This is a genomic window from Hymenobacter sp. CRA2 (genome assembly GCF_002007105.1).
Taxonomy (GTDB): Bacteria; Bacteroidota; Bacteroidia; order Cytophagales; family Hymenobacteraceae; genus Solirubrum.
In genome coordinates this window covers 457,245-483,959 of sequence record NZ_MVBC01000002.1, presented here as the reverse complement: position 1 = coordinate 483,959, position 26,715 = coordinate 457,245, and the positions used below count along the sequence as shown (strand labels likewise).

Below are 26,715 nucleotides of genomic sequence, written 5' to 3'. Positions count from 1 at the left end.
ATTCAGTCTGCTCAGGCTTGTTCAAAATTCTGTACTGACATTGAAAAGAATATATAGTAGCGCGCAAACCGTCGCGTTTGCTACTTTTGCCGATACTGCCTGCCCCAACTGGCTGGCAACTCCACGCCCTCACCGCGCTTCCCCGCGCTTCGCATTCCGCACATATGGCCACCGGTAAGAACAGCAAACCTGCTACGACGCCTACGCCCTCTGACGCTAACCTGCCCGAAACCAACACCCCACTGCCCCGCAACGGGACGGGTGGGACGGTGGTGCGCGCCACGTCGGACCTGACGCGCAAACGCGGTGCCGCGCGCGGCGTGGCCACCGATGCCCAAGACCCAGACTACGTCAATGAGCAGCTGAACCGCGTGCTCTACGCGCTGGACGCCTTTAAAAAGGGCGACATCTCGGTGCGCCTGACCAAGCAGAACGACGACATCTTCGCCGAAATTGCCGAAGCCTATAACTCCATGGTGGAGATGATTGGTGGTGTAGGCGGCGAGGTATCGCGCATCTCCAAGGTGGCCGGGGTAGAGGGTAACCTGAAAGCTCGTGCCTCCGGGGAAAATGCTACCGGCTTCTGGCGTGACATGATCAACAACATCAACGGCCTGGTGGACTCCATCGCCGTGCCGGTGTTGGAGGTAGGCAAAGTACTGAAGAACATCTCGCGCGGTAACCTGGACGAGTCGTTCCAGATTCCGGTGTCGGGCGACTTTAAGTTGATGGCTGAAACCATCAACAAAACCATCGACAACCTGAACGTCTTCGCCAGCGAGGTAACCCGCGTGGCGCAGGAAGTAGGTACGGAGGGTAAACTCGGCGGCCAGGCTTCGGTGCCGAATGTCGGCGGCGTGTGGAAGGATCTGACGGACAACGTGAATACGATGGCCTCGAACCTGACCTCGCAGATGCGCGACATTGCCAACGTGGCAACGGCTGTAGCCCGTGGCGACTTGTCGCAGAAGATTACCGTCAATGTAAAGGGTGAGCTGCTCCAACTCAAGGAGAACCTCAACCAGATGGTGGACTCGCTGAACTTGTTTGCCGGCGAGGTAACCCGCGTGGCGCAGGAAGTAGGTACGGAGGGTAAACTCGGCGGCCAGGCCGTGGTGCCCGGTGTTGGCGGGGTATGGAAAGACCTCACCGACAACGTAAACTACATGGCCTCGAACCTGACCTCGCAGGTACGAGACATTGCCAACGTAGCTACCGCCGTAGCAAAAGGCGACCTGTCGCAGAAAGTAACCGTCGACGTAAAAGGCGAGCTGCTTCAGCTGAAGCAGAACCTCAACCAGATGGTGGACTCGCTGAACCTGTTTGCCGGCGAAGTAACCCGCGTGGCCCAGGAAGTAGGTACCGAAGGCCGCCTCGGCGGTCAAGCCAACGTGCCGAGCGTAGCCGGCGTGTGGAAGGAACTGACGGACAACGTGAATACGATGGCCTCGAACCTGACCTCGCAGGTACGAGACATTGCCAACGTAGCTACCGCCGTAGCAAAAGGCGACCTGTCGCAGAAGGTAACGGTGGACCTGAAGGGCGAACTGCTTCAGCTGAAGCAGAACATGAACCAGATGGTGGACTCGCTGAACCTGTTTGCCGGCGAGGTAACCCGCGTAGCACTCGAAGTAGGTACGGAAGGTAAGCTGGGCGGCCAGGCCGTGGTGCCGGGCGTGGGCGGGGTATGGAAAGACCTCACCGACAACGTAAATAACATGGCCTCGAACCTGACTTCCCAGGTACGAGACATTGCCAACGTAGCTACCGCCGTAGCTCGCGGTGACTTGTCGCAGAAGATGACGGTAAACGTGAAGGGCGAAATTCTGGAACTCAAGAACATCTTGAACCAGATGGTGGACTCGCTCAACATCTTCGGTGACGAAGTAACCCGCGTGGCGCGCGAAGTAGGTACGGAAGGAAAACTCGGCGGTCAAGCTGTAGTGCCCCGTGTAGGTGGTACCTGGAAAGAGCTGACAGACAACGTAAACACGATGGCTTCGAACCTGACCTCTCAGGTACGAGACATTGCCAACGTAGCTACCGCCGTAGCAAAAGGTGACCTGACGCAGAAGGTAACCGTCGACGTAAAAGGCGAGCTGCTGGAGCTGAAGAACAACCTCAACCAGATGGTGGACTCGCTCAACATCTTTGCTGGCGAGGTAACCCGTGTGGCGCGCGAGGTAGGTACCGAAGGTATTCTGGGCGGTCAGGCCAACGTGCCGAACGTAGGCGGGGTATGGAAAGACCTCACCGACAATGTGAACAGCATGGCCTCGAACCTGACTTCGCAGGTACGAGACATTGCCAACGTAGCAACGGCTGTAGCTCGCGGCGACTTGTCGCAGCGCGTAACGGTTAACGTCAAGGGCGAGCTGCTCCAACTCAAGGAGAACCTCAACCAGATGGTGGACTCGCTGAACACCTTCGGCGACGAAGTAACCCGCGTGGCGCGCGAAGTAGGTACCGAAGGGAAGCTCGGCGGTCAGGCCAACGTGCCGAACGTGCGTGGTACCTGGAAGGAGCTGACGGACAACGTAAACACGATGGCCGCGTCGCTGACCTCGCAAGTGCGTGACATTGCCAACGTAGCTACCGCCGTAGCCCGCGGCGACTTGTCGCAGAAGGTGACGGTAGACGTAAAAGGCGAGCTGCTGGAGCTGAAGAACATTCTGAACCAGATGGTGGACTCGCTGAACGTATTCGCCGGCGAAGTAACCCGCGTGGCGCAGGAAGTAGGTACCGAAGGCCGCCTCGGCGGCCAGGCCAACGTGCCGAACGTGTCGGGAGTATGGAAAGACCTTACCGACAACGTAAACCGCATGGCTGCTAACCTTACCACGCAGGTACGTGGCATTGTGAAGGTAGTGACGGGCGTATCGCAGGGTGACCTTACCCAGAAGCTGACGCTGGAAGCTCGCGGCGAGGTGGCCGATCTGGCCGACACCATCAACCGCATGGTGGACGACCTGAACCGTTTGGCGCAGGAAGTGTCGCGTGTGGCCCGCGTAGCCGGGGTAGAAGGCAAGCTGACCGAACGCGCCACGGTAACTGGCGTGTCGGGCTCGTGGAAAGACATCGTGGACACGCTCAACGACCTGATCGAGTCCATTGCCTCGCCGGTACTGGAAGTGTCGCGCGTGGTGCGGGCCGTATCGGAGGGTGACATGACCCAGAAGGTAGAGGTGCCCACCGCCGGTGACATTTACGCCATGGCTATGGCCTTGAACACCGCCGTGGAAAGCCTGAACGAGCTGCTCGCCGAAATCAACGACTCGTCGCTGGTAGTAGGGGCCTCGTCGGAAGAAATGGCGCAGAAGGGTCTGGAGATGAGCCGCGTCACGGTCGACGTGTCGCTGGCCATGCAACAGATGGCAGAGGGTGCTCAGAACCAAGCTATGAAGACCGACCAGGCCTTCAAGCTGATCGAGGAAATCATGACGGCAACCAAGGAAACGGCCAACAAAGCCGACGTGGTAAACAAAGCCGCCATCCTCGGGGAACAAACCTCGCAGCTGGGTCTGAAGACGGTAGCCGAAGTGGTAAAGAACATGGAGGAAATCTCTAGCGCTTCGGCCCAAACGGCGCGTACCATCGACGTACTGTCGGTTCGCTCGCAGGACATCTCGAAGTCGCTGGGCGTAATCACCGACATTGCCGCCCAAACTAACCTGCTGGCTCTGAACGCTGCCATCGAAGCAGCCCGCGCCGGGGAAGCTGGCCGAGGCTTCGCGGTAGTAGCCGAAGAAATCCGCAAGCTGGCCGAAGGCTCGCGCAAATCCGCCAACGAAATCAACACGCTGGTGGAAGACGTGAAAAAAGACACGGCTTCGGCAGCAGCGGCTATTTCGACCATGGAAGGCCGAGTACTGAAAGGGAAGAACGCCACGTTCGAAGCTTCTTCGGCCTTTAAGAACATTGCTACCTCGTCGGGCGAGATTCTGCGCACCTCCCGCGACATTCTCACAGCTACTGAGGTACAGAAAACCTCGATTGGCGACGTGGTGAAGTACGTGGAAGAAGTGGTAGCCATTGCCGAGCAAACGGCTTCGGGCACCCAGCAGGTGGCTTCCACGGCCAAGCAGCTCAGCTCGTCGATGTCGGAACTGACGGCTTCGAGCCAGAAGCTGACCGACATTGCCGACGACCTGCAGGTAGGCCTCTCGGCCTTCCAGCTCATGGATCACATGGCCGAAGACGCGTACTACTACGAGCCCGAGCCAGTGCGTCCGGCTCGTCGGCAGCCCGCTGTAGCTCCGCAGGAAATACCTGCCCGGCCGGTAAGCCGCATGGCGCCCCGCCAGCAGCCAGTGACCCCGACGGTACCCGCCGCGCCGGCTCGCCGTCAGGCCCGCCCCGTGCCACCTCAGCGCCCGGTATCGAATGGCAACGTGACCCAGGCGGCTGCCCCACCGGCTCGTCCGGTACGTAAGGCTGCCCCTTCGGAGCCGACCGTGCCTACGCCGCCACCGCGCAAAGCCCCTGTACGCCGGGCTGCTGATGCTCCTAAGGGTGCTAATTCTGCACCTGAGAACCAGGCAGGTGAAAATTCCGCACCCGCCGCCAACGGCGAACAGCGCAAGGCTCCGGCCGCTAAGCAGCGCAAGCAGAAATAACCTCGGTCCGCTAACCGTCCGGCCGGAACAGCCTCGTTGTTTCGGCCGCGGCGACGGTTTTCCCTTAGCTCATCCAGTGCATGCCTGAGAATCAAGCAGCCGACAAAAAGACGTTCAAGGCCGAAGCGCCCGTACAGCTCATCGTGTTCCGCCTCGGCGGCGAGGAGTACGGTATCCGCATCGAGCAGGTAAAGGAGGTTACGCTGACCCCGGAAATTGCCCGCATGCCCAAAACGCCGCCTTTCGTGAAGGGCATTGCCAACCTGCGCGGCGACATCATTGCCATCATCGACCTGGAAGAGCGTTTCCGCCTGCGTTCCACCGGCAACGGCCCGCTAACGGGCTCGACCTATACCATGGCGCTGGAGGCCAAGGACTACACCATTGGCATCATCGTGCGGGAGGTGCCGCAACCGCTGTCTCTCCCAGCGTCCAGCATCGAGAAGACCCCCGAGTTCATTCAGGATCTGAACGTGCACGACAAATACATTGAGGGTATTGCCCGGCTCGATAACCGCATCATTATCGTGCTGGACATGCTGAAGCTGCTCACCCCCGAAGAAATCATGCAGCTTAAGCCCAAAGCCACATCTTCCGCTGCCGCCGAGCGTAGATAGGCCCAGCAATTCGCCTTTTCCTTCTTCGCTCACCTTTCGACTGCACCCCTATGAAAAATCGCATCCTCATCGTAGACGACTCGTTCTACATGCGCACGATGCTGAAGAATATGCTCACCGACGCCGGTTACGACGTGGTGGGTGAGGCCGCCAACGGCCAGCAGGCCCGCGACTTGGCTACCGAAACCAAGCCCGACCTGATTACCCTCGACGTGATTCTGCCCGACAACACGGGGCTGGAAGTGCTCAAGGACATCCGGCAGGAGCTACCCGACGTGAAAATCGTGATGTGCTCGGCAGTAGGCCAAGAGGTTATCGTCAACGAGGCGCTGGAAAGCGGGGCTTCGGCTTACATCGTGAAGCCATTCTCCGAGGACAAGGTGCTCGAAATCGTAGGCGGCGCGCTGCAGGAAAGCGGCGACGCATCGGCCTAACCGGCTGATTCCTGCGCCACAGTGCCCGGCTGAGTCGGTGCTGGCCCCGCTTCTTTTGCTACTCTTTCAGTTCGCTTTGTTTACCACTCCGGTACTGCCTGCTCCCCTCACCATCTTGCTCGGCGACTTGCCGGGCTTGATGCGGTTGGCGCTGTCCAAGCTGCTGCGCACCGACGCCAGCGTGCGGATAGTGGGCAGCACTGCGGGCCCCGATGATCTGATTGCGCAGGTGCGCCAGCTGCGGCCCGATCTGGTAATCACCAGCGAGCAGGCCCCCGCCAGCATGGCGCAGCTGGCCAAGTACCACCGCGGCCCGGTGCTGCTGTACTGCGGTCAGTCTTACCACGCCAGCTCGTTGCGCGAGGCCGCGCAATGGGGCGTGTACGACAGCTTCGGCCCGCTGCCGGCCGCTACGCACCCGGATTATGGTTTTGTGCGCCGCGACTTACTGCGCAAAGTGCATCAGTCCACAGCAGTGGCCCGCGCCGCTGTGCAGCGTCTGAACCTGGCTACGGGTGCCACGCCCATGAGCCTGGTGGGGCAGGGCCTGAGCACTGTTTCGCGCGGCATCGTCGTCATTGGCGGTTCCACGGGTGGGGCTGCGGCGGTAGAGGAAGTGGTGCGCGGCCTGCAACCGGGTTTGCGCTGGACGGTCATCGTAGCAGTGCATTTGCCGGCTGCGTTTACCTCCTCGCTGGTCGAGCGGGTGCGGCGGGCTGCATCATTGCCGGTGGTAGAAGGCCGCTCGGGCCTGCGCCTGCAGGGCGGACAGATTATCGTGGTGCCGGGCGGTGCCAACTGGGCCGTGCGCGGCGAACTGGGCCAGCAGCTCTGGCTGCACAAAGTCACGGAGCCCGCCGTCAGCCTCGACGAACCCAACATTGATCTGCTGATGGTTTCGGCGGCGCGGGCGGCCAGCGTACGTGCCCTGGGAGTGGTCCTGACCGGGCTGGGCTCCGATGGTACTGCGGGCGCGGCCGCTATCCGGCATTTTGGCGGTCAGGTGGTAGCCCAAAACCAGCAGTCGGCGGCGGTATTTGCCATGCCGAAATCAGTTATTCAGGCGGGTTATGCCTCGGCGGTGCTGCCGCTGGGCGACATTGCCCGCTACGTCAACAGCCACGTGCAGCCGTTGCGGCCCCTTGCGGCCGGCGCGCGCGTGTCACCCGTTATTCGTTCGTACCCCCGATGAAGTCGCGCGAACAGGAATACCGGGAATTGTTTATGGCCGAGGCCCTGGAGGCCTATGACGCCATGAGCCAGCACATGTCGGTGCTGGAAAAACGGCCCGGCGACGAGGCGGCACTCAACGAAGTATTCCGCCTGCTGCACAACCTCAAGGCCAATGCCCGGGCCATGGGCTACAACGAAATCGGGGAGGTGGCCCACCGCATGGAGACCATCTTCGGCCAGATCCGCAGCAAGGAGCGGCCGTTTGCCGGCTCCATGGTGCCCGTGCTCTTCAGCGGCATCGACGTGCTGGGCGGTATGATCCGGACCGTGGGCGCGAATCAGGCCCTGACCGAAAACCTGCCGCTGATTGAAAACCTCGACCGCGTCATTGCCGGGGAAGAGCCGGTGCTGGAAGAAGACTCGGAAGTGGGCTCCGAAGAAGATGCGACGCGTAAGCTGGAGCTGTCTGATCTGGTGTACATCCCGATCAAGAAGCTGGACCACTTGCTCAACCTCGTCGGGGAGCTGATCATCGACCGGGACCGGGTGCTGACGCTGGCGCAGGAGGTAGGCGACCCGACGCTGCTGAGCGTAACGGCCCATTTGAGCCGCCTGGCCGACGACCTGCAGTACTCCGTGATGGACGCCCGCCTGGTAGGTGTGGGCACCTTGTTCAACAAGTTTCCGCGGGTGGTGCGCGACGTTGCCTCCGCCGAGCAGAAGCAGGTGGAGCTGACCATCAGCGGGCAGGATATCCAGATTGACCGCAACATCCTGCAGATCATTACCGATTCGTTGCTGCACTTGGTGCGCAACGCCATCGGCCACGGCCTCGAAACGTCCGAAGAACGCACCAAAGCCGGCAAGCCGGCCATCGGTCAGCTCACGCTGTCGGCCCAGACCGACCGCGACAACGTGCTCATCCGCATCACCGACGACGGCCGCGGCATCGACGTGGAGCGCGTGCGCCGCAAGGCGGTGGAGCGCGGCGTACTCTCGCGCGACGCGGCCAGCCGCCTGAGCGAAGCCGAAGTATATACCCTCCTGTTTGAAGCCGGCTTCTCGACCGCGGAGCAGGTAACCGAAATTTCCGGGCGTGGCGTAGGCCTCGACGTGGTGAAGCTGGCCATTGACTCGCTCGGCGGGCAGCTCGGCGTGGAGTCCAAGCTGGGCGCGGGTACCACCTTCACGCTGGTACTGCCGACTTCCATTGCCGTGAAGGGCGCGCTGCTCTTCGAGCTGGAAGGCCACCCGTACGCCCTGCCCCTGATGCACACCGATTCCGTCGTATCGCTGCAGTCGGACCGGCTGCACGTGGTGGGCGGCACGCTGCTGGCGAAGGTGCTGTCGGAAAACATTCCGGTGGTGCGCCTCGCCGACTTACTCTCCGACCATGACGACGCCCTGCTGCCGGCCGACCGCTCCAAGCTGGTCGGGGCGCAGGACATCATCATCACCAGCTACAACGGCCGCAAACTGGGGCTGATTGTGGACCGGTTCCTGCGCCAGCAGGACATCGTGATTAAACCCGTGAGCCAGCCGCTCGACATGATTGACTTGTTCGGCGGGGTCACCTTACTCGGCAGCGGGCAGGTGTGCCTGGTACTCGATGTACCGGCCCTGACGCGCTTGTTCTTAGCCCGCCGCCCATGATTTTCGTAATGCCTAACTCGGGTCGCTGCCGCGTTGCCGCCGGCCTGCTTCCTAACTGAACCACCCGTATGGACCTGTACATGAATGATCTGGAACGGGACATTATCCGCGAAATCCTGAATATCGGGCTGGCACGGGCTGCCGATTCGTTCGCGGCTATTGCCCAGGAACGGGTGCTCTTGGAGGTGCCCAGCCTGGAGCTGGTGCGCGCCAACGACATCCTGGACCTGGTCAATAAGTACCAGACCAGCCACGTGGTGGTGCAGTCGGACATCAAAGGCGACTTCAACGGCACGACGCTGATGTTCTTCTCCGGCCAGCACGTGCAGCGCCTCTCCAAGGTATGCCTGCGCATGAACGTGACGGAGTCGCTGGAGGTGAACGAGATGCAGGAATCCTTGCTGCTCGAAATCAGCAACATCATCACCGGCGCCCTCGTCACGCAGCTGGCCAACATCCTCAAGGCCAAAATCTACGGTGCACCGCCGCGGGCGCCCAAGGGCAACCTGGCTCACTCGCTGGACGCGCTGCTGATGACCCACCCGAAAATGCAGCCGCTCATTTTCTCGGTCATCACCCAATTCTCCGATCAGAACAGCAACGTGGAGCTGCCGCTGATGCTGTTCTTTGACCGGGAGACCTTCGACAAAATTCTGACCATCATTCGCACGTACGACCTGCCCGGTAACGGACTGCCCGCCTAGGGCAGTTCTTGTTTTGGGGGGCGTTCCATCCTTCGTCATGCACGACCCAACTGTTCTTGCGCTGCAACAGAAGCTTGCCAATTTTGACCCCAATGCCGTGGGCGACACCTCCGGCGGCCTGTTTGGCCTGCCCTTCACGGCGGATGAAGCCCAGGTAGTGGTGGTCCCCGTGCCGTGGGAAGTCACGGTATCCTACCGCGCCGGCACGGCCCAGGGCCCGGCTGCCATTGCCGAAGCCTCGGCTCAGGTCGACCTCTACGATCCGGACATCGCCGACGCCTGGAAGCTGGGCCTGGCTATGGAAGAGGTAGACGAGAAGTGGGAAGCCGAAAGCAAGGAGCTGCGCGAGTTGGCCGAAGGCTACATCGGCTGGCTGGAAGACGGCCAACCGGCTGAATCGGCAGGCAAGTTTGCCAGCGTGACGGGCAAAGTGACCGAGCGCGGCCAAGCACTGCTGCAGTGGCTCAAGGCCAAAACCGGTGCTTACCTCGACGCCGGCAAGGGCGTGGTGGTACTCGGCGGCGACCACAGCACGCCGCTGGGCTACATGCACGCGCTGGCCGAGCGCCACGAGGAATTTGGCATTCTGCAGATTGATGCGCATTGCGACCTGCGCCCCGCTTACGAGGGCTTTCGGTACTCGCACGCCAGCATCATGTACAATGCCCTGGAGCTACCGCAGGTGAAAAAGCTGGTGCAGGTGGGCATCCGCGACCTGTGCCAGCAGGAAGCCGACGTCATTGCCCAGTCGGGCGGGCGCGTGGTGATGTTCCACCACCGCTTCCTGCGTGAGGGCATGTACGAGAAGAAATCCTGGAAAAAGCAGTGCGGCAAAATTATCGCCCAACTGCCCCATAAGGTGTACCTGAGCTTCGACATCGACGGGCTGGACCCCAAGCTGTGCCCCGGTACCGGCACGCCGGTACCCGGCGGGCTGGAGTTTGAGGAGGCGCTGTACCTGATTCGGGCCGTGGTGCGCTCGGGCCGGCAGATCATCGGCTGCGACCTGAACGAGGTAGCTCCCGGCGACACCGACTGGAATGGCAACGTGGGTGCCCGCCTGCTCTACCAGATGGCCAACTGGATGGCCGTGTCGCAGGGCCGGCTAACGGCTGCTGGTATCGAAACCGCGCAATCGTAGCCAAGCATCGACTTTTTCGTATAGTTGCCCGTCGGTTCACTGCTGAGCCGGCGGGCTTCTTTTTTCTCCTCCTTCCAAACGCACCCGTTATGGGCTTCATTCTGAAATTTATCCTCAGCGCCATCGTCGCCTACGTGCTGACCAAGGTGCTGCCCGGCGCCCACCTCGGCGGCTTCACCGACGCGCTGCTGCTGGTGCTGGTGCTCGGGGTGCTCAACGCCGTGGTCAAGCCGATTCTTAAGTTTGTGGGCTTCCCCATCACCATCCTCACGCTGGGCCTGTTTCTGCTCGTCATCAACGCCGTTATCGTGCTCCTGGCCGATTGGATACTGCCCGGCTTCAAAGTGGATGGCTTTATTTCGGCGCTGATTTTCAGCGTGGTGCTTACCCTGGTAACGGCCGTAGTCGATATGATTATCGACTAACGAAATAGCTGCCCCGTTAAGCAAAAGCCCCGCGTCAAGCACTTGGCGCGGGGCTTTTGCTGTCCGTCAGGGAGCCACTACGCTTCGATGCGGACTTTGCGGCGCTGCCAGCTGCGCAACAGCCACAGGGCCACCGCCAGCACAATCCATATCGGCCAGAGATAAATCAGGCCGATAACCAGGCTGGTGACGAACTGCCAGCCGCCGTAGAAGGCTTCGGCCACGCGGCTGCCGAAGCTGAGCACCGGCGCATCCGGCGTGGGCAAAGCCAGCGGCTGGTACAGTTTCAGGGTGATGGTAGAGTAGGCTACTTGGTCGTTCAGGGCCTTGAAGCGGCTTTCGGCTGACTCGATTTCTTCGCGTACCTCGCCGATTTTAGCTTCGATTTCCAGCACCTCGCTAACCTTCTTGGCCTGCTTGAGCAGCCCTAGATAGCGTTGTTCCAGGGCGCGTTTGGTGCGTAGGCGGGCCGCCACGTCGGCGTGCTCAGCTGTGACGTCCTCCGAGGTAAGGGCCTTGCGCTCCACGGTGCCGAGCGTAGATAGTCCTGCCAGTAGACCGACGAACTTAGCTGGCTGCACGCGGATGGTCATTTCCTGGCGCCATTCGTCATCAGAGCGTGTTTGGGCGGCCGCGCCCACCCAGCTGCCGCTGCGCCGCACGATGCTGTCGACGCGTGTCGCGGCCCGGGCCAGGTCGCGCACTTTGATGTCCACGTCGGCCCGGTAAATCAATTGCCGGGCCGTCGGGCTGATGGGCACGGCCGGAGAGCCGGAGGAGCCGTCGGCCAAGGCATCTTCCTGCTCATTGGCCACGGCTTTGTCGGCCACGGGTGCCGCAAGAGCAGGAGCTTCCAGCACTACATCCGTGTTGGCACTTGTCGCCGCGCTGTTGCCTTCTTCCTGGCTGCAGGCAGTTAACAGCAGCCCCAACCACACCAGTATTCCTGTTACCTGTTTCATTGAGCTAAGCAGATTTGATGAGCTTTTTCGGATAACGCCGAGCTGGGTTTTTCCTTTTGCAGAAGCCGCGGTTTTACGCGCCGGGCTGTTCAGACCGGGCCGGAGAAGCCACTCGTCGCCAGCGCCGCATCGCCCAGTAGCTTACGCCACCCAGCAGCGCCAGGGGCCAGATATTCGTGAGTACTACCAGGGTGCTGAGCAGGGCGCTGCCACCGCGCACAAAGGCCGCCGCAAACTGCGGCCCGTAGGCGGGCAGCGGCTCAGTGGTTTCTTCGTCCGGCACCAGCTGATACAGGTGCAGGGTGAGGGTGGCCCATTGGGTTTGCACTCCGAGGGATTTGGCAATGGCGCGGGCATCTTCCGCAGCTTCCTGCAATTGGCCGGCGCGGGTCGTCAGCTCGGCAGACCGACCGGGGGTAGCCGCAGCCTGCTGCCGGGCGCGGGTCGCCGCCGTTTGTTTGGCGGACGCCGAGTCGCGGGCGGCCAGCAGGTCGGCCGTTACGTCCGACGATTCCACGTCTTTGCGCTCGATGCGCCCGAGCTTGCCGATGGCCGACACCAGGGCCCGAAACTGCTCCGGCTTCACCTTGATGGTCAGGTTCTGCTGGTGCTGGCCGTTAGCGCGGGTTTCGTGGGCGGTGCCAAGCACGGCTCCGTGGCGGTTGAGTAGGGCTTCGAGCCGGTCGGTGGCCTGCTCGAAGTCGTCCACGCGCAGGCTCATCTCGCCGTGGTAGATGACGCTGCGGTTGGCGGGGTGTTGGGTCAAACCCGCCGTTTGCGCAGGTAGTCCGGAAGTGGCAGCGGGCGAAGGGTACGAGGTGGCCGCGCCGGAGCCGGGTTGCACAGTCGAAGATTCCGTTTCTTGGGCAGCGGCGCGGTCGTCCTTTTCGGCTTGGGCGCACCCCGCCAGGGCCAGCCCGAGTAGGGCCGGATACAACAGGCGTTTCATCAGAAATGAAGGGGTTGGGTTGGCGAAGAAAGCCGCGCAGCTTTGGCTTTTATGCACGGCGCTGGCCTCAGGTAACCCAGCGCGCACCAGAATTCCATCAGCACAAAAAAAGCCCCGCCGGTAGGGGCGGGGCTTTCAGTGGCTAAACGCGGAGCTTACCCGATGCGCTTGATTTGGGCGCCGAGGGCCTGCAGACGGCCTTCGATATTCTGGTAGCCGCGGTCAATCTGCTCAATGTTTAGAATCTTGCTCGTACCCTCGGCCGAGAGGGCGGCAATCAGCAGAGCCACGCCGGCGCGAATGTCGGGCGAGGTCATGGTGATGCCGCGCAGGGCGTGGTGCTTGTCCAGGCCGATGACGATGGCGCGGTGCGGGTCGCAGAGGGTAATCTGCGCGCCCATGTCGATGAGCTTGTCCACAAAGAACAGGCGCGACTCGAACATCTTCTGGTGAATCAGTACGGTGCCCTTGGCCTGGGTGGCCACCACCAGCACGATGCTCAGCAGGTCGGGCGTGAAGCCGGGCCAGGTGTGGTCCGACACCGTCAGGATGGAGCCGTCGAGGTAAGTGGCAATTTCGTAGCGGTCCTGAGCCGGCACGTAGATGTCGTCGCCGCGGAATTCCAGCTTGATGCCCAGCTTGCGGAAGGTATCCGGAATCAGCCCCAGCTCGGGGATGGCGCAGTCCTTGATGGTAATTTCGGAACCCGTCATGGCGGCCAGGCCGATGAAGGAGCCGATTTCAATCATATCGGGCAGCATGCGGTGCTCGGTGCCGCCCAGGGTTTTCACGCCCTCGATGACGAGCAGGTTGGAGCCGATGCCCTGAATGCTGGCGCCCATGCGCACCATCATCTTGCAGAGCTGCTGCAGGTACGGCTCGCAGGCCGCGTTGTAGATGGTGGTGGTGCCCTCCGCCAGTACGGCGCCCATCACGATGTTGGCGGTGCCCGTTACCGAGGCCTCGTCCAGCAGCATGTACGCGCCGCGCAGCCCGTTCGGAGCAGCCATCTTGTAGAAGTCGGTTCCTTCCACGGTCAGCTCGCCACCGAGCTTCTGCAGACCCAAAAAGTGGGTGTCCAGCGGGCGGCGGCCGATTTTGTCCCCACCCGGCTTGGGCAGCTGGCACTTGCCGTAGCGGGCCAGCATCGGGCCCAGGATCATCACCGAGCCGCGCAGCTCGCGCGCCTGCTTTACAAACTCCGCCGTGTCGAGGTAGTCGAGGTTGACTTCGTCGGCCTGGAAGCGGTAGGTGTCCTGGCTGAGCCGTTCCACCTTCACGCCCATGCTGCCGAGCAGCTCGATGAGCTTGTTGACGTCGCGGATGTCCGGGATGTTGGAGATGGTGACGGGCTCCGCGGTCAGGAGCACGGCACAAAGGATTTGCAGGGCCTCGTTTTTGGCCCCCTGCGGCACAATCTCGCCGCGTAGCGGTTTCCCGCCGATTACTTCAAAAGCTGCTGCCATTCTGGAACAGAGTCTATGAGACGTGAGTAGTGAGACATGAGAGGGAGACAGAAGCCCAACTCGGTAGAGCATTCATCTCACTTCTCGTGTCTCACTACTCACGTCTAAAAAATTACTGCGGCGGTTGTTGCTGTTCGCGTCCTCCTTTTTTGCCCCGGCGCTTGTCGCGGCGTTCGTTTTTACCGCCGCCACCACCGCCACCGCGGCGTTGCTCGCGCTCGGCGCGCGGCTGCGGTACCACGAAGGCGCCCTGGCTAGCGCGGCCTCCGCCACCGCTGCCCTGGCTGGCCGAGCCGGTCATGGTATCGAAACCGCCGGCCGCGTCTACCTGTGCTTGATCGAGTACCAGCTTGCCAGCCGACAAATCCTTCAGGTGACGGATGATGGTCACGTCCTTTGGGATGTCCTTGCTGTGCATGCGGTGCAGGAACTTCATTACCCGGCCGATGCTAATGGCGGCCTGCTCGCGGGCCGTGGTGTCTTCCAACGCAATGGCCTTGGCAACCAGCTCCTCCACGTTTTTGCCGTAGGGGCGCAGCTTGGGGCCTTTGGTGGGGTAAGCCATGCGCTCGGGGCGGCGCGTGAACTGGTCGAGGCCGGTGAGCGGGAAGGGAGCGTCCACGTCCAGCTGGTTGCCGGTCATGGCGTAGAGGTGGTTCCAGAGCTTGTGCTGGTAATCCTGCTGCTCGCGCACCCCGGGGTTGAGGCGGAACATCAGCTGCACAATCTGGTGGGCGCGCTTGGTGCGCTCGGCGCGGTCTTCCAGCGTGAGCAGCGTTTGGGCCAGCTGGTAGGTATTCTGGCCGTATTCGCGCACCAACAGCTGGAGCTGCGGGGGAAGATTGTCAATCATTGGTTGGTCAGGAAAGGATTCGGCGGCGCGGATTCTTGCACCTGGATAGGAGGGAAGGCCAGCCGAAGGCGCCGGGCGGTGAAACAGCTCGGCTATTTGAGGTGCTAAATATACGGCAGTTGGGCCGTTTGGTAGCGCTTTTGGCCACCGGCAATATGCGCGACCGAAATTATGGGCTGCCTTGGAGAATCAGCAGCGCCTCCGCCAAGGCATTGGCATCCAAACCACGGTGGTACGCAGTCCGCACCCAGTGACGACGGTAGCGGCCGGCAAGCTCGGCAAGGCGGCTGTCATCGTCCAAAATGACGTAGTGCGCCGGTTCGCCGTGGCGCAGCAGCCAGCCGGCTATTTCAGAAGCATGCGAAGAGCCGTTTGGTTCAGTGGCGTCGTCGACTTTGCCCACCACGAGCCCTTGAAAACCGCGCCGCTGCAGCAGGGCCTGCAATTCGGGTACCGACTTCGCCATGCGGCGGGAAGAGGTTAGAATGACGCCCGCGCCGGTTTGCTTAATCAGCAAGTTCAGGTTCTGCACACAAGCTGTATTGAATTCGCTGTAACCATCGGCGGCCATAATCTCTGGCTTCCACAACGGCTGGGTGCACAACACCCCATCAATGTCGAGGAAAATGATACTGTTCGTCGGAGTATCCATAGGCTTCTGTCAAGGCCGCTAAAAAGCAGTTCGCGCCTCCTGAGCGGCGTCGTTCTACGACAATCGTTCAGGAGGCGCGAACTATAAGTGCGCGGGACAACGCACCGGGCTCTACAAAATCCGCAGCTTGGCGAAGCTCAGCAGCAGGGTTTTTTCGCCCACGCCGCCTTCAAACTGAATCGTGGCTTTCACTGCGCCGTCCTGCTTTTCCAGCTTGCTCACCGCCCCGAAACCGAACTTGGGGTGCTCCACCTTGTTGCCGACGGCCAGGTTGGTGGTGTCCGAGGGCTTGAAGTCGGGGGAGGGCACGTAGGGCTTCACCGGGGCCGCGGCAGGCTTGATTTTCTGCGCGCCCACCAGGTTCGAGCGACGCTCCAGCACCGGCGCGAAGGGACTTTCCTCGGTGCCGTACTTGAACTCCACGAAGGTGGGGTCGATTTCGTCGATGAAGCGGCTTTTCTCGCAACTGCGCAGGTTGCCCCACTGGTAGCGGGAGGTGGCGTAGCTCAGCGTCAGCTTCTTCTCGGCCCGGGTAATGGCCACGTAGAACAGGCGGCGCTCCTCCTCCAGGTCCGTGCGTGAGGTAATCATCATCTGGGAGGGGAAGAGGTTTTCCTCCATGCCCACGATGTACACGTTGCGGAACTCCAGGCCCTTGGCCGAGTGGATGGTCATCAGCGTCACCGATTCGCCGTCGTCCTTGGCGTCCTTGAGGTCGGTGTCAGTGACCAGGGCAATGTCCTGCAGGAAGGAAGCCAGCGACTTGTCCTCGCGCTCCGGGTCGTCCACGTACTCCTTGATACCGTTCAGCAGCTCCTGGATGTTCTCGTAGCGCGAGAGGCCCTCGATGCTCTTGTCGGCGTAGAGGTCCTCGATCATGCCCGAGTTCTTGGCAATGAACTTGGCCGCTTCGAAGGCGTCGTCCTTGCCGGCCACTACGGTGTAGCTCTTGATTTTCTCGCCGAAGTCCACCACCGGGTTCGACACGCGGGCGGGCAGAAACTGGTCGGCGTTGGTCACCACTTCCCAGAGCGTGTGGTTCGACTCCTCGGCCGCGTTGATCAGCTTGCTGATGGTCGTGTCGCCGATGCCGCGCTTGGGGTAGTTGATGATGCGGCGCAGCGCCTGCTCGTCGTTGGGGTTGACGGTCAAGCGTAGGTAGGCCACCAAATCCTTGATTTCCTTGCGCTGGTAGAACGACAGGCCACCGACGATTTTGTACTTGATGTTGAGCTTGCGCAGGGATTCTTCCATGGCGCGGCTCTGGGCGTTGGTGCGGTAGAGGATGGCGAAATGGTCGTACGAGAGGTGATGGTTCATCTTCTCCTCGTAGATGCTATTGGCCACCAGCTTGCCTTCCTCGTTGTCGGAAGCCGCCCGGATTACCTCGATGCGCGGGCCTTCCTCGTTGTCGGAAAACACGCTCTTGCGCAGCTGGGCCTGGTTGTTCTTGATGACGGAGTTGGCCGCCTTCACGATGTTTTTCGTGCTGCGGTAATTCTGCTCCAGCTTGAAAATGGCCAGCTCCGGGTAGTCCTTCTCGAAGTTGAGAATGTTCTGGATGTCGGCGCCGCGGAAGGCATAGATGCTCTGCGCGTCGTCGCCCACCACGCAGATATTACGGTTTTTGGCCGCCAGCTTCCGGCTGATGAGATACTGCGAGTAGTTCGTATCCTGGTACTCGTCCACCATCACGTAGTGGAAGATGTTCTGGTACTTGTTCAGCGCGTCCGGGTGGTCCTTGAACAGGACGTTGGTCTGGTACAGCAGGTCGTCGAAGTCCATGGCGCCGGCCTTGAAGCAGCGCTGCTGGTACTGCTGGTAGATGATGCCGATTTTGGGGCGCAGCGCGGCCTCGTCGTCCTGCTTGATGACAGGGTCGTTCAGGTACTGCTGCACCGAAATTAGCTTGTTTTTGGCCGCCGAAATGCGCCCCAGCACCGTGCTCGGCTTGTAGAGCTTGTCGTCCAGGTCCAGCTCCTTCACGATTTGCGTGATGAGCGTCTTGGTGTCCTGGGTGTCGTAGATGGTGAAGGAGCGCGGATAGCCAAGCTTGTCGGCCTCCGAGCGCAGAATGCGGGCGAAGATGCTGTGGAAGGTGCCCATCCAGAGGTTTTTGGCCTCGGGGCCAACCACCTTCTCGATACGCGCGCGCATTTCGCGGGCGGCCTTGTTGGTAAAGGTCAGGGCCAGGATGTTGAACGGGTCCACACCCTTTTCCAGCAGGTGGGCAATGCGGTAAGTCAGTACCCGCGTCTTGCCCGAGCCCGCGCCCGCAATAATCATCGCCGGGCCTTCGGTGTGCAACACCGCGCCGCGCTGCGACTCGTTCAGGAGGTTGATATAATCCAGTGCCATTCGTCTTTCTTGTAGCCGGCTTAGCAGCTAAACAACAAAGGTAGGGCGAAAGGTGCGCCGGGGGAAGGGCTGAAGTGGCTAATGTGGTTAGCCGGGCCGTTGGCTGGGCCTAGCGCACGGGCCAATGCTTTCTACAGGCACGCAAATGCCCGCCAATCGGTAGAAAGGCTTCAGACGGACGTAGAAGCTGTTGGACGTATGCAGAAGCAGCCAAAAAGGTCTTAGAAGCGAGCGAAACATTCTTAGAACCAACCGGGGAGGCCGTAGAAGCGGCCGCAACGCCCTTAGAAGCTTCTGAGACCAGCGCAGCAACAGCTACGGCCTATTTCATCAGCCCGCGGTTCAGGTGCAGCACCAGTTGCAGCGAGTCCTGGCGCCAGCGGCCCAGCAGCCGTAGCGAATCGCCGGTGCGCTGGAATTGCCAGCGGCGGGGTGGAGCATACTCGTTGGCTTCGTTGCGGCCGATTAATTGGATAACCTGCCCGGGGTTGGTGGAATCAGGCTTGGTGACGAACCGGTCGCGGCGGGTAGGGTTGCGCAACACGGCTTGGGCCGCCTGGAAGTACGTGCGGGTGGGATAAGCGGAATCGGCCGGCGAGAGGAGCTGCCAGCGGCCTTCGTGCCAGCGCGCCGCGCGCTTGGTTTCCCACACGCCCGTGACGGGCAGGGTGGCAGCTTGCTCAGCGGCGTACTCAACCACACCCTGCCCGTCCATAAATGTGAGGCCAAGCATGGCGAGTGTGAGCAGTACGCCCAGGCCGCGGTACACCAGCCGGCCCCGGCGCCCGAAACGCTCAGCCGTGGCCGGCAGCGTGCGGGGCGCCACCGGCCGGTGCAGGATGAAGAATTGCCAGAGCCGGTCGGCATCCTGCGCCAGCAGCAGCAGGGCGAAGAACAAGTAGCTGCCGGACCCGATTTTGACGCAGACGTCAAAGAAGATGTTGATCAGAAACACGTTCAGCATGACCACGGAGGCGACGAAAGCGCCCAGCGTGCGGGTACGCCGGAATAACAGCAAGGCAGCCGGCAGCACCTCGCCCCAGCCCAAAAACTGCTGATACCCCCGCGAGTAGCCGAAGAACTGCCACGCCACGCGCATAGGCGTCATGTCAAGCGGCGGGGTGTCCAGGTTGGCCCAAAGCCGTGGAAACTGAGTGGCAAACACCTTGGAGCAGCCGTATTCAAAAAGCGTTAGGCTCAGAAACAGCGTGACCACGTCCAGCGCCACGTCGGCTACTGCCCAGCGGCGGCGTCGCGCGTACTGACCCACGGCCAGCACCAGCCCCACTACGCCGCCCCAAGCCAGCCCTACGTGCAGCGTCAACCACTGTAAGGGCGTATCCCCGCAGGTGCTGGGAGCATCGGGCAGGGCCGCCAGCACGCCGGTTGCTACGGTCAGCTTATACAGCAAGGGGCTGAGTACCAAGCTGAGCGCCAAGGTCGCTGCGAGGGTGTTGAGCAGGTGAGCGGGCGTCGGAGCGCGGCGGGTGGAAGCGGCGGCGAAGTGTTCCATACGGCAATAGTTAGGAGATAAAGGCAAGCAGATGAGCCTATATAAGCGGTAAGCTATACACCCAACTGCGCCGACGCAAACCGGCGTAGAGCAGGTTGGGTACATCCGAACTTCGTGCCGCCATCGGCTGTTGCTACCGAATTCGGCGCCGTATCTTTGCGGTTCGCTTTCCGCTTACTCCGATGATTGTCATCCAGAATACCATCGTCTCCGACGACGTCCGCGACCAGTTTTTCGTCTGCAACCTGGAGCGCTGCAAGGGCGCCTGCTGCGTGGAGGGCGACCTGGGCGCTCCGCTCGAAGAGGCAGAGCTCCGCATTCTGGAGCAGGAGTACGACAAGATCAAGCCCTTTCTGACCCACGCCGGCCGCCATGCCATCGAGGAGCAGGGCCTCTACGTCAAAGACTGGGAAGGCGACTACAGCACCACCACCATCGACAACCGCGAGTGCGCCTACGCGCTCTACGACGAGCGGGGCATCCTCAAGTGCGGCATCGAGCAGGCCTACCTGGCCGGCGCGACGACGTTCAAAAAGCCCATCAGCTGCCACCTGTACCCCATCCGCATCAGCAAGTACGATGAGTTCGATGCCCTGAACTATGACCGGTGGGAAATCTGCAACCCGGCCTGCGCCTTCGGGGCCCAGCTGGGCGTGCCGGTGTACAAGTTTTTGCGCGAGCCGCTGATCAGCAAGTACGGCGAGCAGTGGTACGGCGAGTTGGTGCAGGAAATCGAGCAGCCCAAGCCACTGCCGGCCGAATAGCCACAGCACTCCGAACCCCGTGAAAACAAGGACGCCCCGCCAATACTGGCGGGGCGTCCTTGTTTCTGCCTGAGCAGAGGATTCTTACAGCGTCGAGAAGTCGAACGACTCCAGGAACTTCGTGGTGAAGTTGCCGGCTTTGAAGTCCTCGTTGTCCATCAGCTTCAGGTGGAAGGGGATGGTCGTCTTGATACCTTCCACCACGAATTCCGACAGGGCACGCTTCATTTTCACCACGCACTCCTCGCGGGTCTGGGCCACGGTGATGAGCTTGGCAATCATGGAGTCATAGTTCGGCGGAATCTGGTAGCCGGCATATACGTGGGTATCCACGCGCACGCCGTGGCCGCCGGGAATGTGCAGCACGGTGATTTTGCCGGGCGCCGGCCGGAAGTCCTTCGCCGGGTCCTCGGCGTTGATCCGGCACTCCATGGCGTGCAGCTTGGGCAGGTAGTTTTTGCCCGAAATGGCAATGCCCGCCGCAATCTTGATCTGCTCCTTGATCAGGTCGAAGTTGATAACCTCTTCCGTCACAGGGTGCTCCACCTGAATGCGGGTGTTCATCTCCATGAAGTAGAAGTCGCGGTTCTTATCCACGAGGAACTCGATGGTGCCCACGCCTTCGTAGCCGATGCTACCGGCGCCGGCAATGGCGGCGGCACCCATCTTCTGGCGCAGCTCCTCCGTCATGAAGGGCGAGGGCGCTTCCTCCACCAGTTTCTGGTGGCGGCGCTGAATCGAGCAGTCCCGCTCCGAGAGGTGGCACACGGTGCCGAACTGGTCGCCGGCTACCTGGATTTCGATGTGGCGGGGTTCCTCCACAAACTTCTCCAGGTATACGCCGTCGTTGCTAAAGGCCGCTTTGGCTTCGGTGCGCGCGTCGTTCCAGGCTTTCTCGAACTCGTCTTCGCTCTTGATGATGCGCATGCCGCGCCCGCCGCCGCCGGCCGTGGCCTTCAGAATGACGGGGTACTTGATCTGGGCGGCCACTTTCTTGCCCTGCTCCACCGAGTCGAGCAAGCCATCGGAACCGGGAATGGTAGGCACGCCAGCCTTTTTCATCGTGTCCTTGGCCGACGCTTTGTCGCCCATGGAGTTGATCATTTCGGGCGAGGCGCCGATGAACTTGATGCCGTTTTCGCGGCAGATGCGCGAGAATTCCGCGTTTTCCGACAAGAAGCCATAGCCAGGATGAATGGCGTCGGCGTTGGTGATTTCGGCGGCGGCAATCAGGTTCGGAATGTTCAGGTAGGAGTCGCGCGAGGCGGGCGGCCCGATGCACACGGCCTCGTCGGCGAAGCGCACGTGCAGGCTTTCCTTGTCGGCGGTGGAGTACACGGCCACCGTCTTGATGCCCATCTCGCGGCAGGTGCGAATCACGCGCAGCGCAATTTCCCCGCGGTTGGCAATGAGTATTTTCTTGAACACAGCTCTGGGAAAGAAGTGAGAGGTGAGACCTGGGAAGCTAGACTGACGCTCGGCCTCGCGGGGCGCCCATCTCACTTCTCAGGTCTCACCTCTCATGTCTACTAATTACATCGGCTCGATGAGGAACAGCGGCTGGTCGTACTCCACGGGGGAGGCGTTGTCGACCATGGCCTTCACGATGCGGCCGCGCTGCTCAGCTTCGATTTCGTTGAAGAGCTTCATGGCCTCGATGATGCAAATCACCTGACCTTGCTCCACCACGTCGCCCACGTTCACGAAAGCCGGGCTTTCGGGGCTGCTCGAGCGGTAGAACGTGCCAATCATCGGGGCTTTCAGAGCTACGGTGTTGCTGGCCGCCGGAGCTTCAGCAGCAGCCGGAGCGGCCGCTTGCGGCGCGGGGGCAGCGGCGGCCGGAGCCGCCTGCGGGGCCGGAGCGGCCACCGGAGCCGGGGCCGCAGCAGCGGCCGTAGCCACGTACTTGGTGTTCGGCTCGCGCTGTACCGAAATCTTGAATTCTTCCGTCTCGATGTTGACCTTGTTCAGGCCCGACTTCGCGATGAAGTCGATGAGGTCTTGCAGTTCTTTGGCTTTCATGGCAGCGGGGGAGGGCTTCGCTTGGTCCTTATCCTTATTTGACTCTTTCGACATAGCTGTAGTCGCGGGTGTCGACCTTGATTTTCTGGTCTTGGTCAATGAACAAAGGAACCTGGATGCGGGCACCCGTTTCCAGAATGGCCGGCTTCAGGGTGTTGGTCGCCGTGTCGCCGCGCAGGCCGGGCTCGGTGTAGGTTACCACCAGCTCCACGAAGGAGGGCAGTTCAGCGGTCAGCGGCTGCTCCGTCTCGGCGTGCATCAGGATGGTCACGGCTTGGCCCTCCTTCATCAGGTCGGCGAAGGGCACCATGGCTTCCGGCAGGGTAATCTGCTCGAAGGAATCGGTGTCCATGAAGGTGTAGCCGTAGTCGTCCTTGTAGAGGTACTGGTGCGGGCGCTGCTCCACGCGGGCCGTTTCCACCTTTACGCCGGCGTTGAAGGTGTTGTCAATCACCTTACCGGTTTTGATGTTGCGCATTTTGGTGCGCACGAAGGCGGGGCCTTTGCCCGGCTTCACGTGCTGAAACTCCGTGATGACGTGCAGGTCCCCGTTGTAATTCAGAACGAGGCCATTGCGAAAATCCGCGGTGGTTGCCATGAGTGAAAGAAAAGTTAGGAGTGACGCCGCAGCCAAGCTGATTTCCGGAAAAACGCCGGGCCTACTGCGTCAGGGAGAGGAAAACGATTGGGGGAGAAAAATCAACGTGCCGACCCGACCGGGTGGCGGGGCGGCACGTCGGGGGTGCAAGTATAGCTGATTGCGCGCCGGCCGCCCTGGTACTTAGGCGTTTTGCGGGCCAGGCTTGGGGTCGTAAGCCCACTTTACGTAGAGCGCGCCCCAGGTGAAGCCGCCACCAAAAGCCGCGAGAATCAAGTTGTTGCCGCGGCGCAGCTGGCTTTCGTAGTCCGAGAGGCAGAGCGGAATGGTAGCGTTGGTAGTGTTGCCGTACTTGTAGATGTTCAGCATCACTTTGTCCGAGCCGATGCCCACGCGGTTGGCCGTAGCGTCAATGATGCGCTTGTTGGCCTGGTGCGGCACCAGCCAGTCAATGGTGTCCGCGTTGAGGCCATTGCGCTCAGCCACGGTGCCGGCTACATCGGCCATGCCTTTCACGGCGAACTTGTACACCGTTGCGCCTTCCTGGTACACAAAATGCTCCCGGTTGGTCACCGTCTCGATGGACGGCGGGCGGCGCGAACCACCGGCTTTCTGGAACAGGTAATTCTCTCCGATGCCGTCGGAGCGCAGCTCCTGGTCGAGGATGCCGTAGCCGTCGGTGCTCGGTTCGAGCATGACCGCGCCGGCGCCGTCGCCGAACAGGATGCAGGTGGAGCGGTCGGTATAGTCCGTAATGGCCGACATTTTATCGGCCCCGACGACGATTACCTTCTTGTAGAGGCCGGCACGCACAAACGAGGCCCCGGTGGCCAGAGCGAACAGAAAGCCCGAGCAGGCGGCCGAAATATCGTAGCTGAAGGCGTTCTTGATGCCCACGCCTTCCGAAATAATGTTGGCCGTGGCCGGGAATACCATGTCCGGCGTGGTGGTAGCACAGATCAGCAACTCCACGTCCTCGGGCTTGGTGCCGGTCTTGTCCAGCAGCTGCTGCACGGCCTTGATGGCCATTACCGAGGTGCCCTGGTTTTCACCCTTCAGGATGCGGCGCTCCTTGATACCGGTCCGGGTTTGAATCCACTCGTCGTTGGTATCGACCAGCTTTTCGAGTTCCTGGTTGGTCAGCACGTACTCGGGTACGTAGGCGCCTACGCCGGTAATGGCAGCGGTCAGCTTCATGGGCAAGAGAAAAGAAAAAGCGGCTGGAGAGAGGTAGGGCCGCCGAAAACGGCCGCCAAGGTAGCAAAAAGTCCGACCGAGTAGGGCCGGACCTTGCTGCAAATTAGATGCGCATTACGACTTGAAGGTCGCCTTGATCTGGTCGGCAATGCCCGACTGCGCCATCTTAAAGCCCTGCAGCAACATGCTGCAGATGGCTTTGGGCCCGCTCACGCCGTGGCCGATGATGACGTTGTCGTTGATGCCCAGGATAGGTGAGCCGCCCACGCCTTCGTAGTCGAACTTGTGGAAGAACGGGTCCATGTTCATCCCTTTCTCCTGCATGATGTCGTAGAACGACTCCGAGAGCTTCAGAATCACGTTCCCGGTGTAGCCGTCGCACACAATGACGTCGGCCTTGTCATTGAACATGTCGCGGCCCTCGATGTTGCCGATGAAGTGAATGTGCGGATTCACCTTCAGCAGGTTGTAGGCGGCTTGCAGCAGGGCAGTGCCCTTGCCTTCTTCCTCGCCAAGGTTCATCAGACCGACTTTCGGCTGGTCGATGCCCAGCACGTACTGCGCGTAGAGCGAGCCAAGTTCCGCAAACTGCTCCAGCATTTCGGGCTTGCACTCGGCGTTGGCACCGGCGTCCACCATCACGCCGTACTCTTTGTTGAGCTTGGGCACGAGGTTGGCAATGGCCGGGCGCATCACGCCGGGCACGGGCTTTACGCTGAAGATGGCGCCCACCAGCATAGCACCGGTGCTGCCAGCCGAGCAGAAGGCCTCTACATCGCTGCCGTGCAGTAGCTTATAACCGACGGCAATACTGGAATCGGGCTTTTGCTGCAGGGCTTTGGTGGGGTGTTCCCCCATGGCAATGACCTGCGTAGCGGGCACAAACTCCACATTGCGGGCACGCTCGCCGTGCGCATCGAGCAGGGGGCGCACGGCTTCTTCCTGGCCGATAACCACGATAGTGGCCTGGCCATCGAGTTGTTCGGCGGCCAGCACGGCTCCGTCCACGGCAGCTTGGGGGGCGAAGTCGCCGCCCATGGCGTCGAGGGCTATTTTCATGAAAGCGGGATGAAGAACAGTCGGCGGTAATGTAAAACCGGCGGCCGGGTGAGGGCCGCCGGCTGGGCTAGGAGCGGGTCGGGGCTATTCCTCGTCGGTGCTAGCGGCGGCCGAAGCTACCGGGGCGTAACCGGCAATGGCCACTTTGCCGTTGAGGTACAGGTCACCATCTACCACGTAAGCGCGGTGACGCAGGTGCGTTTCGCCGGTGGTCTGGCAGGTCGAAACAGCCTTAGCATCGAGCTTGTAGTGGGTGCGACGCTTGTCGCGGCGGACGGCGGAGACGCGTCGTTTGGGGTGTGCCATGAGTGAAAGTGAAAGAAAAAATGAAGAAACAGGGTAAAAAATGCGGCCTTAGTTCAGGTTGCGCAGCGCATTCCAGCGCGGGTCGCCGAGGTCCTCGTCGTCATCATCGTCCGCGTCACCAGAGGCGGTACCGGTGGAGTAGATGAGCTTGGCGTCGGCATCGGGGTTGTCGTCCTCTTCGTCCTGGAAGCGCGGGTGCAGCTTCTTCATCGGCAAGGAAAGACCGATGTAGTCGAAGAAATGCTGAGCCATGGGCAGCGTCTGCGTGTCGGGCGTCACCTGCAGCACGTCGTCGTCGAGCTCCAGCTCCTGCTCGCCGAAACGCAGCAGCAGCTGATTTTCCACGTCAATGGGCTGGTCGAACTCGTCGAGGCTCCGGTCGCAGATGAGCTGCACGGTGCCCACGATGTGCGTGTTGATAACGATGCGCTGGGCGGTTTTGTCGACCACCACGTCGGCGCGCAGCTTGCCGTCCGGAATCAGGGTTTGGTCGAACTGCTCGAAGAACTCCTGATCGAGGTCAAACACGAATTCGTGCTTTTTCTCGCTCAGCGAAGCTAGTGGCAGGTCGTATTTATGGTCCTTTTTCACAGGGTCAGGTCAGGCGGGCGGCAAAAATAGCAATATTTCGCCGCTCTAATTAGGTGAGGGGAAAGGTTTAGCGGGAGTTTAAGCCTTTTTCAGGATAAACTCCGGACTGATGCCCAGCCGCTCGTAGAGCTTTTTGGCCAGGTCCAGGGTTACGCGGCGCTTGCCACTCAGGATTTGGGATAAGCGCCCGGCCGGCACTTCCAACAGCTGCGCCAGCTCTTTTTGCTTAAGGCGCATCTGCTGCCGCTTCAGCTCAATCATATCGGCCAGCGACTCGGGCAGCGTCGGGATGGGCATGAGCCCGAGCTGGTCTTCGTAGGCGTCGATGGCCACGACCAGCTCCCGAAACTCGGCTTCCAGCACGGCGTTGCCTTCGAAACCAGCGGCCACCAGTGCGTCGAGGCGGCGCAGGGCGGTTTTGTATTCCGAAGGGTTGCTGAGCGTCATAAAAAGAGAAGAGCAGAAGTGGAACGGCCGAAGTCAGACAAAGCCAATCAGCCTTTCCGGCTGCAAAGGTGCAACGGAAATTGCTAAATCAAAAATAAAGTTTCGTTTTTGGAAAGAATGTTATCGGGGAGGTAACAGCAGATAGTTGTGCTCTATACCTGAATTAACACGTAACAGGTTATTTTACAATAATGTATCTGGGTGTTGCGTCAATA

Annotated in this window: 24 protein-coding genes; 9 read left to right on the top strand and 15 right to left on the bottom strand. The window is 61.0% G+C overall.

All coding sequences use genetic code 11. From position 1 onward, the window contains the following. Positions 1–164 precede the first annotated feature (164 nt). The 8 genes from B0919_RS05825 (at position 165) to B0919_RS05790 (ending at position 10,763) form a co-directional block, all read left to right on the top strand. Positions 165–4,616, top strand: coding sequence for a HAMP domain-containing protein (locus tag B0919_RS05825; protein WP_176132871.1), 4,452 nt, complete (start codon positions 165–167; stop codon positions 4,614–4,616). Positions 4,617–4,696: 80 nt separating this feature from the next. Beyond that, a complete protein-coding gene (locus B0919_RS05820; protein WP_078011276.1) occupies positions 4,697–5,233 on the top strand; it encodes a chemotaxis protein CheW in 537 nt (178 codons plus the stop codon). A 50-nt stretch (positions 5,234–5,283) separates the two neighbouring features. Beyond that, complete coding sequence (locus B0919_RS05815) at positions 5,284–5,667, top strand: response regulator (RefSeq protein WP_078011275.1); 384 nt, start codon at positions 5,284–5,286, stop codon at positions 5,665–5,667. 76 nt (positions 5,668–5,743) lie between these two features. After that, entirely contained in the window at positions 5,744–6,859 is a 1,116-nt protein-coding gene (locus B0919_RS05810; protein ID WP_078011274.1) for a chemotaxis protein CheB, read from the top strand. After that, on the top strand, positions 6,856–8,493 hold the full coding sequence (locus B0919_RS05805; protein ID WP_078011273.1) for a chemotaxis protein CheA: 1,638 nt from the start codon (positions 6,856–6,858) through the stop codon (positions 8,491–8,493). Before B0919_RS05810 ends, B0919_RS05805 begins: the two co-directional genes overlap by 4 nt. 68 nt (positions 8,494–8,561) lie before the next feature. Next, positions 8,562–9,197: a chemotaxis protein CheC gene (locus B0919_RS05800; RefSeq protein WP_254846487.1), complete on the top strand. Its 636-nt coding sequence runs from the start codon at positions 8,562–8,564 to the stop codon at positions 9,195–9,197. A 37-nt stretch (positions 9,198–9,234) separates the two neighbouring features. After that, a complete protein-coding gene (locus B0919_RS05795; protein ID WP_078011272.1) occupies positions 9,235–10,338 on the top strand; it encodes an agmatinase family protein in 1,104 nt (367 codons plus the stop codon). A gap of 89 nt (positions 10,339–10,427) precedes the next feature. Continuing rightward, a complete protein-coding gene (locus B0919_RS05790; protein ID WP_078011271.1) occupies positions 10,428–10,763 on the top strand; it encodes a phage holin family protein in 336 nt (111 codons plus the stop codon). Between the two features lie 77 nt (positions 10,764–10,840). Here B0919_RS05790 and B0919_RS05785 read toward each other — a convergent pair whose 3' ends face one another. The 7 genes from B0919_RS05785 to B0919_RS05755 all read right to left on the bottom strand — a co-directional run bounded on the left by B0919_RS05785 (position 10,841) and on the right by B0919_RS05755 (position 19,516). Next, the gene (locus B0919_RS05785; RefSeq protein WP_078011270.1) at positions 10,841–11,725 is read right to left on the bottom strand and encodes a DUF4349 domain-containing protein; all 885 of its coding nucleotides are present in this window, start codon (positions 11,723–11,725) and stop codon (positions 10,841–10,843) included. Between the two features lie 73 nt (positions 11,726–11,798). Next, positions 11,799–12,674, bottom strand: a complete 876-nt coding sequence (locus B0919_RS05780) for a DUF4349 domain-containing protein (RefSeq protein WP_078011269.1) — start codon at positions 12,672–12,674, stop codon at positions 11,799–11,801. Between the two features lie 155 nt (positions 12,675–12,829). Then, positions 12,830–14,140 (bottom strand): UDP-N-acetylglucosamine 1-carboxyvinyltransferase, encoded by a 1,311-nt coding sequence (gene murA / locus B0919_RS05775; RefSeq protein ID WP_078011268.1) that lies wholly within the window; start codon positions 14,138–14,140, stop codon positions 12,830–12,832. Between the two features lie 112 nt (positions 14,141–14,252). Next, positions 14,253–14,993 carry a DUF4290 domain-containing protein gene (locus B0919_RS05770; protein WP_078011267.1) on the bottom strand — a complete coding sequence of 247 codons (741 nt, stop codon included), beginning with the start codon at positions 14,991–14,993 and terminating at the stop codon, positions 14,253–14,255. Positions 14,994–15,162: 169 nt separating this feature from the next. Next, complete coding sequence (locus B0919_RS05765; RefSeq protein WP_139361934.1) at positions 15,163–15,645, bottom strand: HAD domain-containing protein; 483 nt, start codon at positions 15,643–15,645, stop codon at positions 15,163–15,165. Positions 15,646–15,756: 111 nt separating this feature from the next. Next, positions 15,757–17,997, bottom strand: coding sequence for an ATP-dependent helicase (locus B0919_RS05760; protein WP_078011401.1), 2,241 nt, complete (start codon positions 17,995–17,997; stop codon positions 15,757–15,759). A 328-nt stretch (positions 17,998–18,325) separates the two neighbouring features. Next, positions 18,326–19,516, bottom strand: coding sequence for a hypothetical protein (locus B0919_RS05755; protein ID WP_078011265.1), 1,191 nt, complete (start codon positions 19,514–19,516; stop codon positions 18,326–18,328). Between the two features lie 182 nt (positions 19,517–19,698). Here B0919_RS05755 and B0919_RS05750 point away from each other — a divergent pair, with 182 nt between their 5' ends. Continuing rightward, positions 19,699–20,280, top strand: a complete 582-nt coding sequence (locus B0919_RS05750; protein ID WP_078011264.1) for a DUF3109 family protein — start codon at positions 19,699–19,701, stop codon at positions 20,278–20,280. 84 nt (positions 20,281–20,364) lie between these two features. On the opposite strand, the gene accC is transcribed toward B0919_RS05750, so the two are convergent. The 8 genes from accC to B0919_RS05710 form a co-directional block, all read right to left on the bottom strand. After that, positions 20,365–21,708: an acetyl-CoA carboxylase biotin carboxylase subunit gene (gene accC, locus B0919_RS05745; RefSeq protein WP_078011263.1), complete on the bottom strand. Its 1,344-nt coding sequence runs from the start codon at positions 21,706–21,708 to the stop codon at positions 20,365–20,367. Between the two features lie 105 nt (positions 21,709–21,813). Next, entirely contained in the window at positions 21,814–22,302 is a 489-nt protein-coding gene (gene accB / locus B0919_RS05740) for an acetyl-CoA carboxylase biotin carboxyl carrier protein (RefSeq protein WP_078011262.1), read from the bottom strand. Between the two features lie 34 nt (positions 22,303–22,336). After that, complete coding sequence (efp, locus tag B0919_RS05735; RefSeq protein WP_078011261.1) at positions 22,337–22,900, bottom strand: elongation factor P; 564 nt, start codon at positions 22,898–22,900, stop codon at positions 22,337–22,339. 183 nt (positions 22,901–23,083) lie between these two features. Continuing rightward, complete coding sequence (locus tag B0919_RS05730; RefSeq protein WP_078011260.1) at positions 23,084–24,097, bottom strand: beta-ketoacyl-ACP synthase III; 1,014 nt, start codon at positions 24,095–24,097, stop codon at positions 23,084–23,086. Positions 24,098–24,211: 114 nt separating this feature from the next. Then, positions 24,212–25,156, bottom strand: a complete 945-nt coding sequence (plsX, locus tag B0919_RS05725) for a phosphate acyltransferase PlsX (protein ID WP_078011259.1) — start codon at positions 25,154–25,156, stop codon at positions 24,212–24,214. A gap of 84 nt (positions 25,157–25,240) precedes the next feature. Next, a complete protein-coding gene (gene rpmF / locus B0919_RS05720; protein WP_078011258.1) occupies positions 25,241–25,462 on the bottom strand; it encodes a 50S ribosomal protein L32 in 222 nt (73 codons plus the stop codon). A gap of 48 nt (positions 25,463–25,510) precedes the next feature. Further along, positions 25,511–26,053, bottom strand: a complete 543-nt coding sequence (locus tag B0919_RS05715) for a YceD family protein (RefSeq protein ID WP_078011257.1) — start codon at positions 26,051–26,053, stop codon at positions 25,511–25,513. Between the two features lie 78 nt (positions 26,054–26,131). After that, positions 26,132–26,500 carry a helix-turn-helix domain-containing protein gene (locus B0919_RS05710; RefSeq protein WP_078011256.1) on the bottom strand — a complete coding sequence of 123 codons (369 nt, stop codon included), beginning with the start codon at positions 26,498–26,500 and terminating at the stop codon, positions 26,132–26,134. Positions 26,501–26,715: the final 215 nt, after the last annotated feature.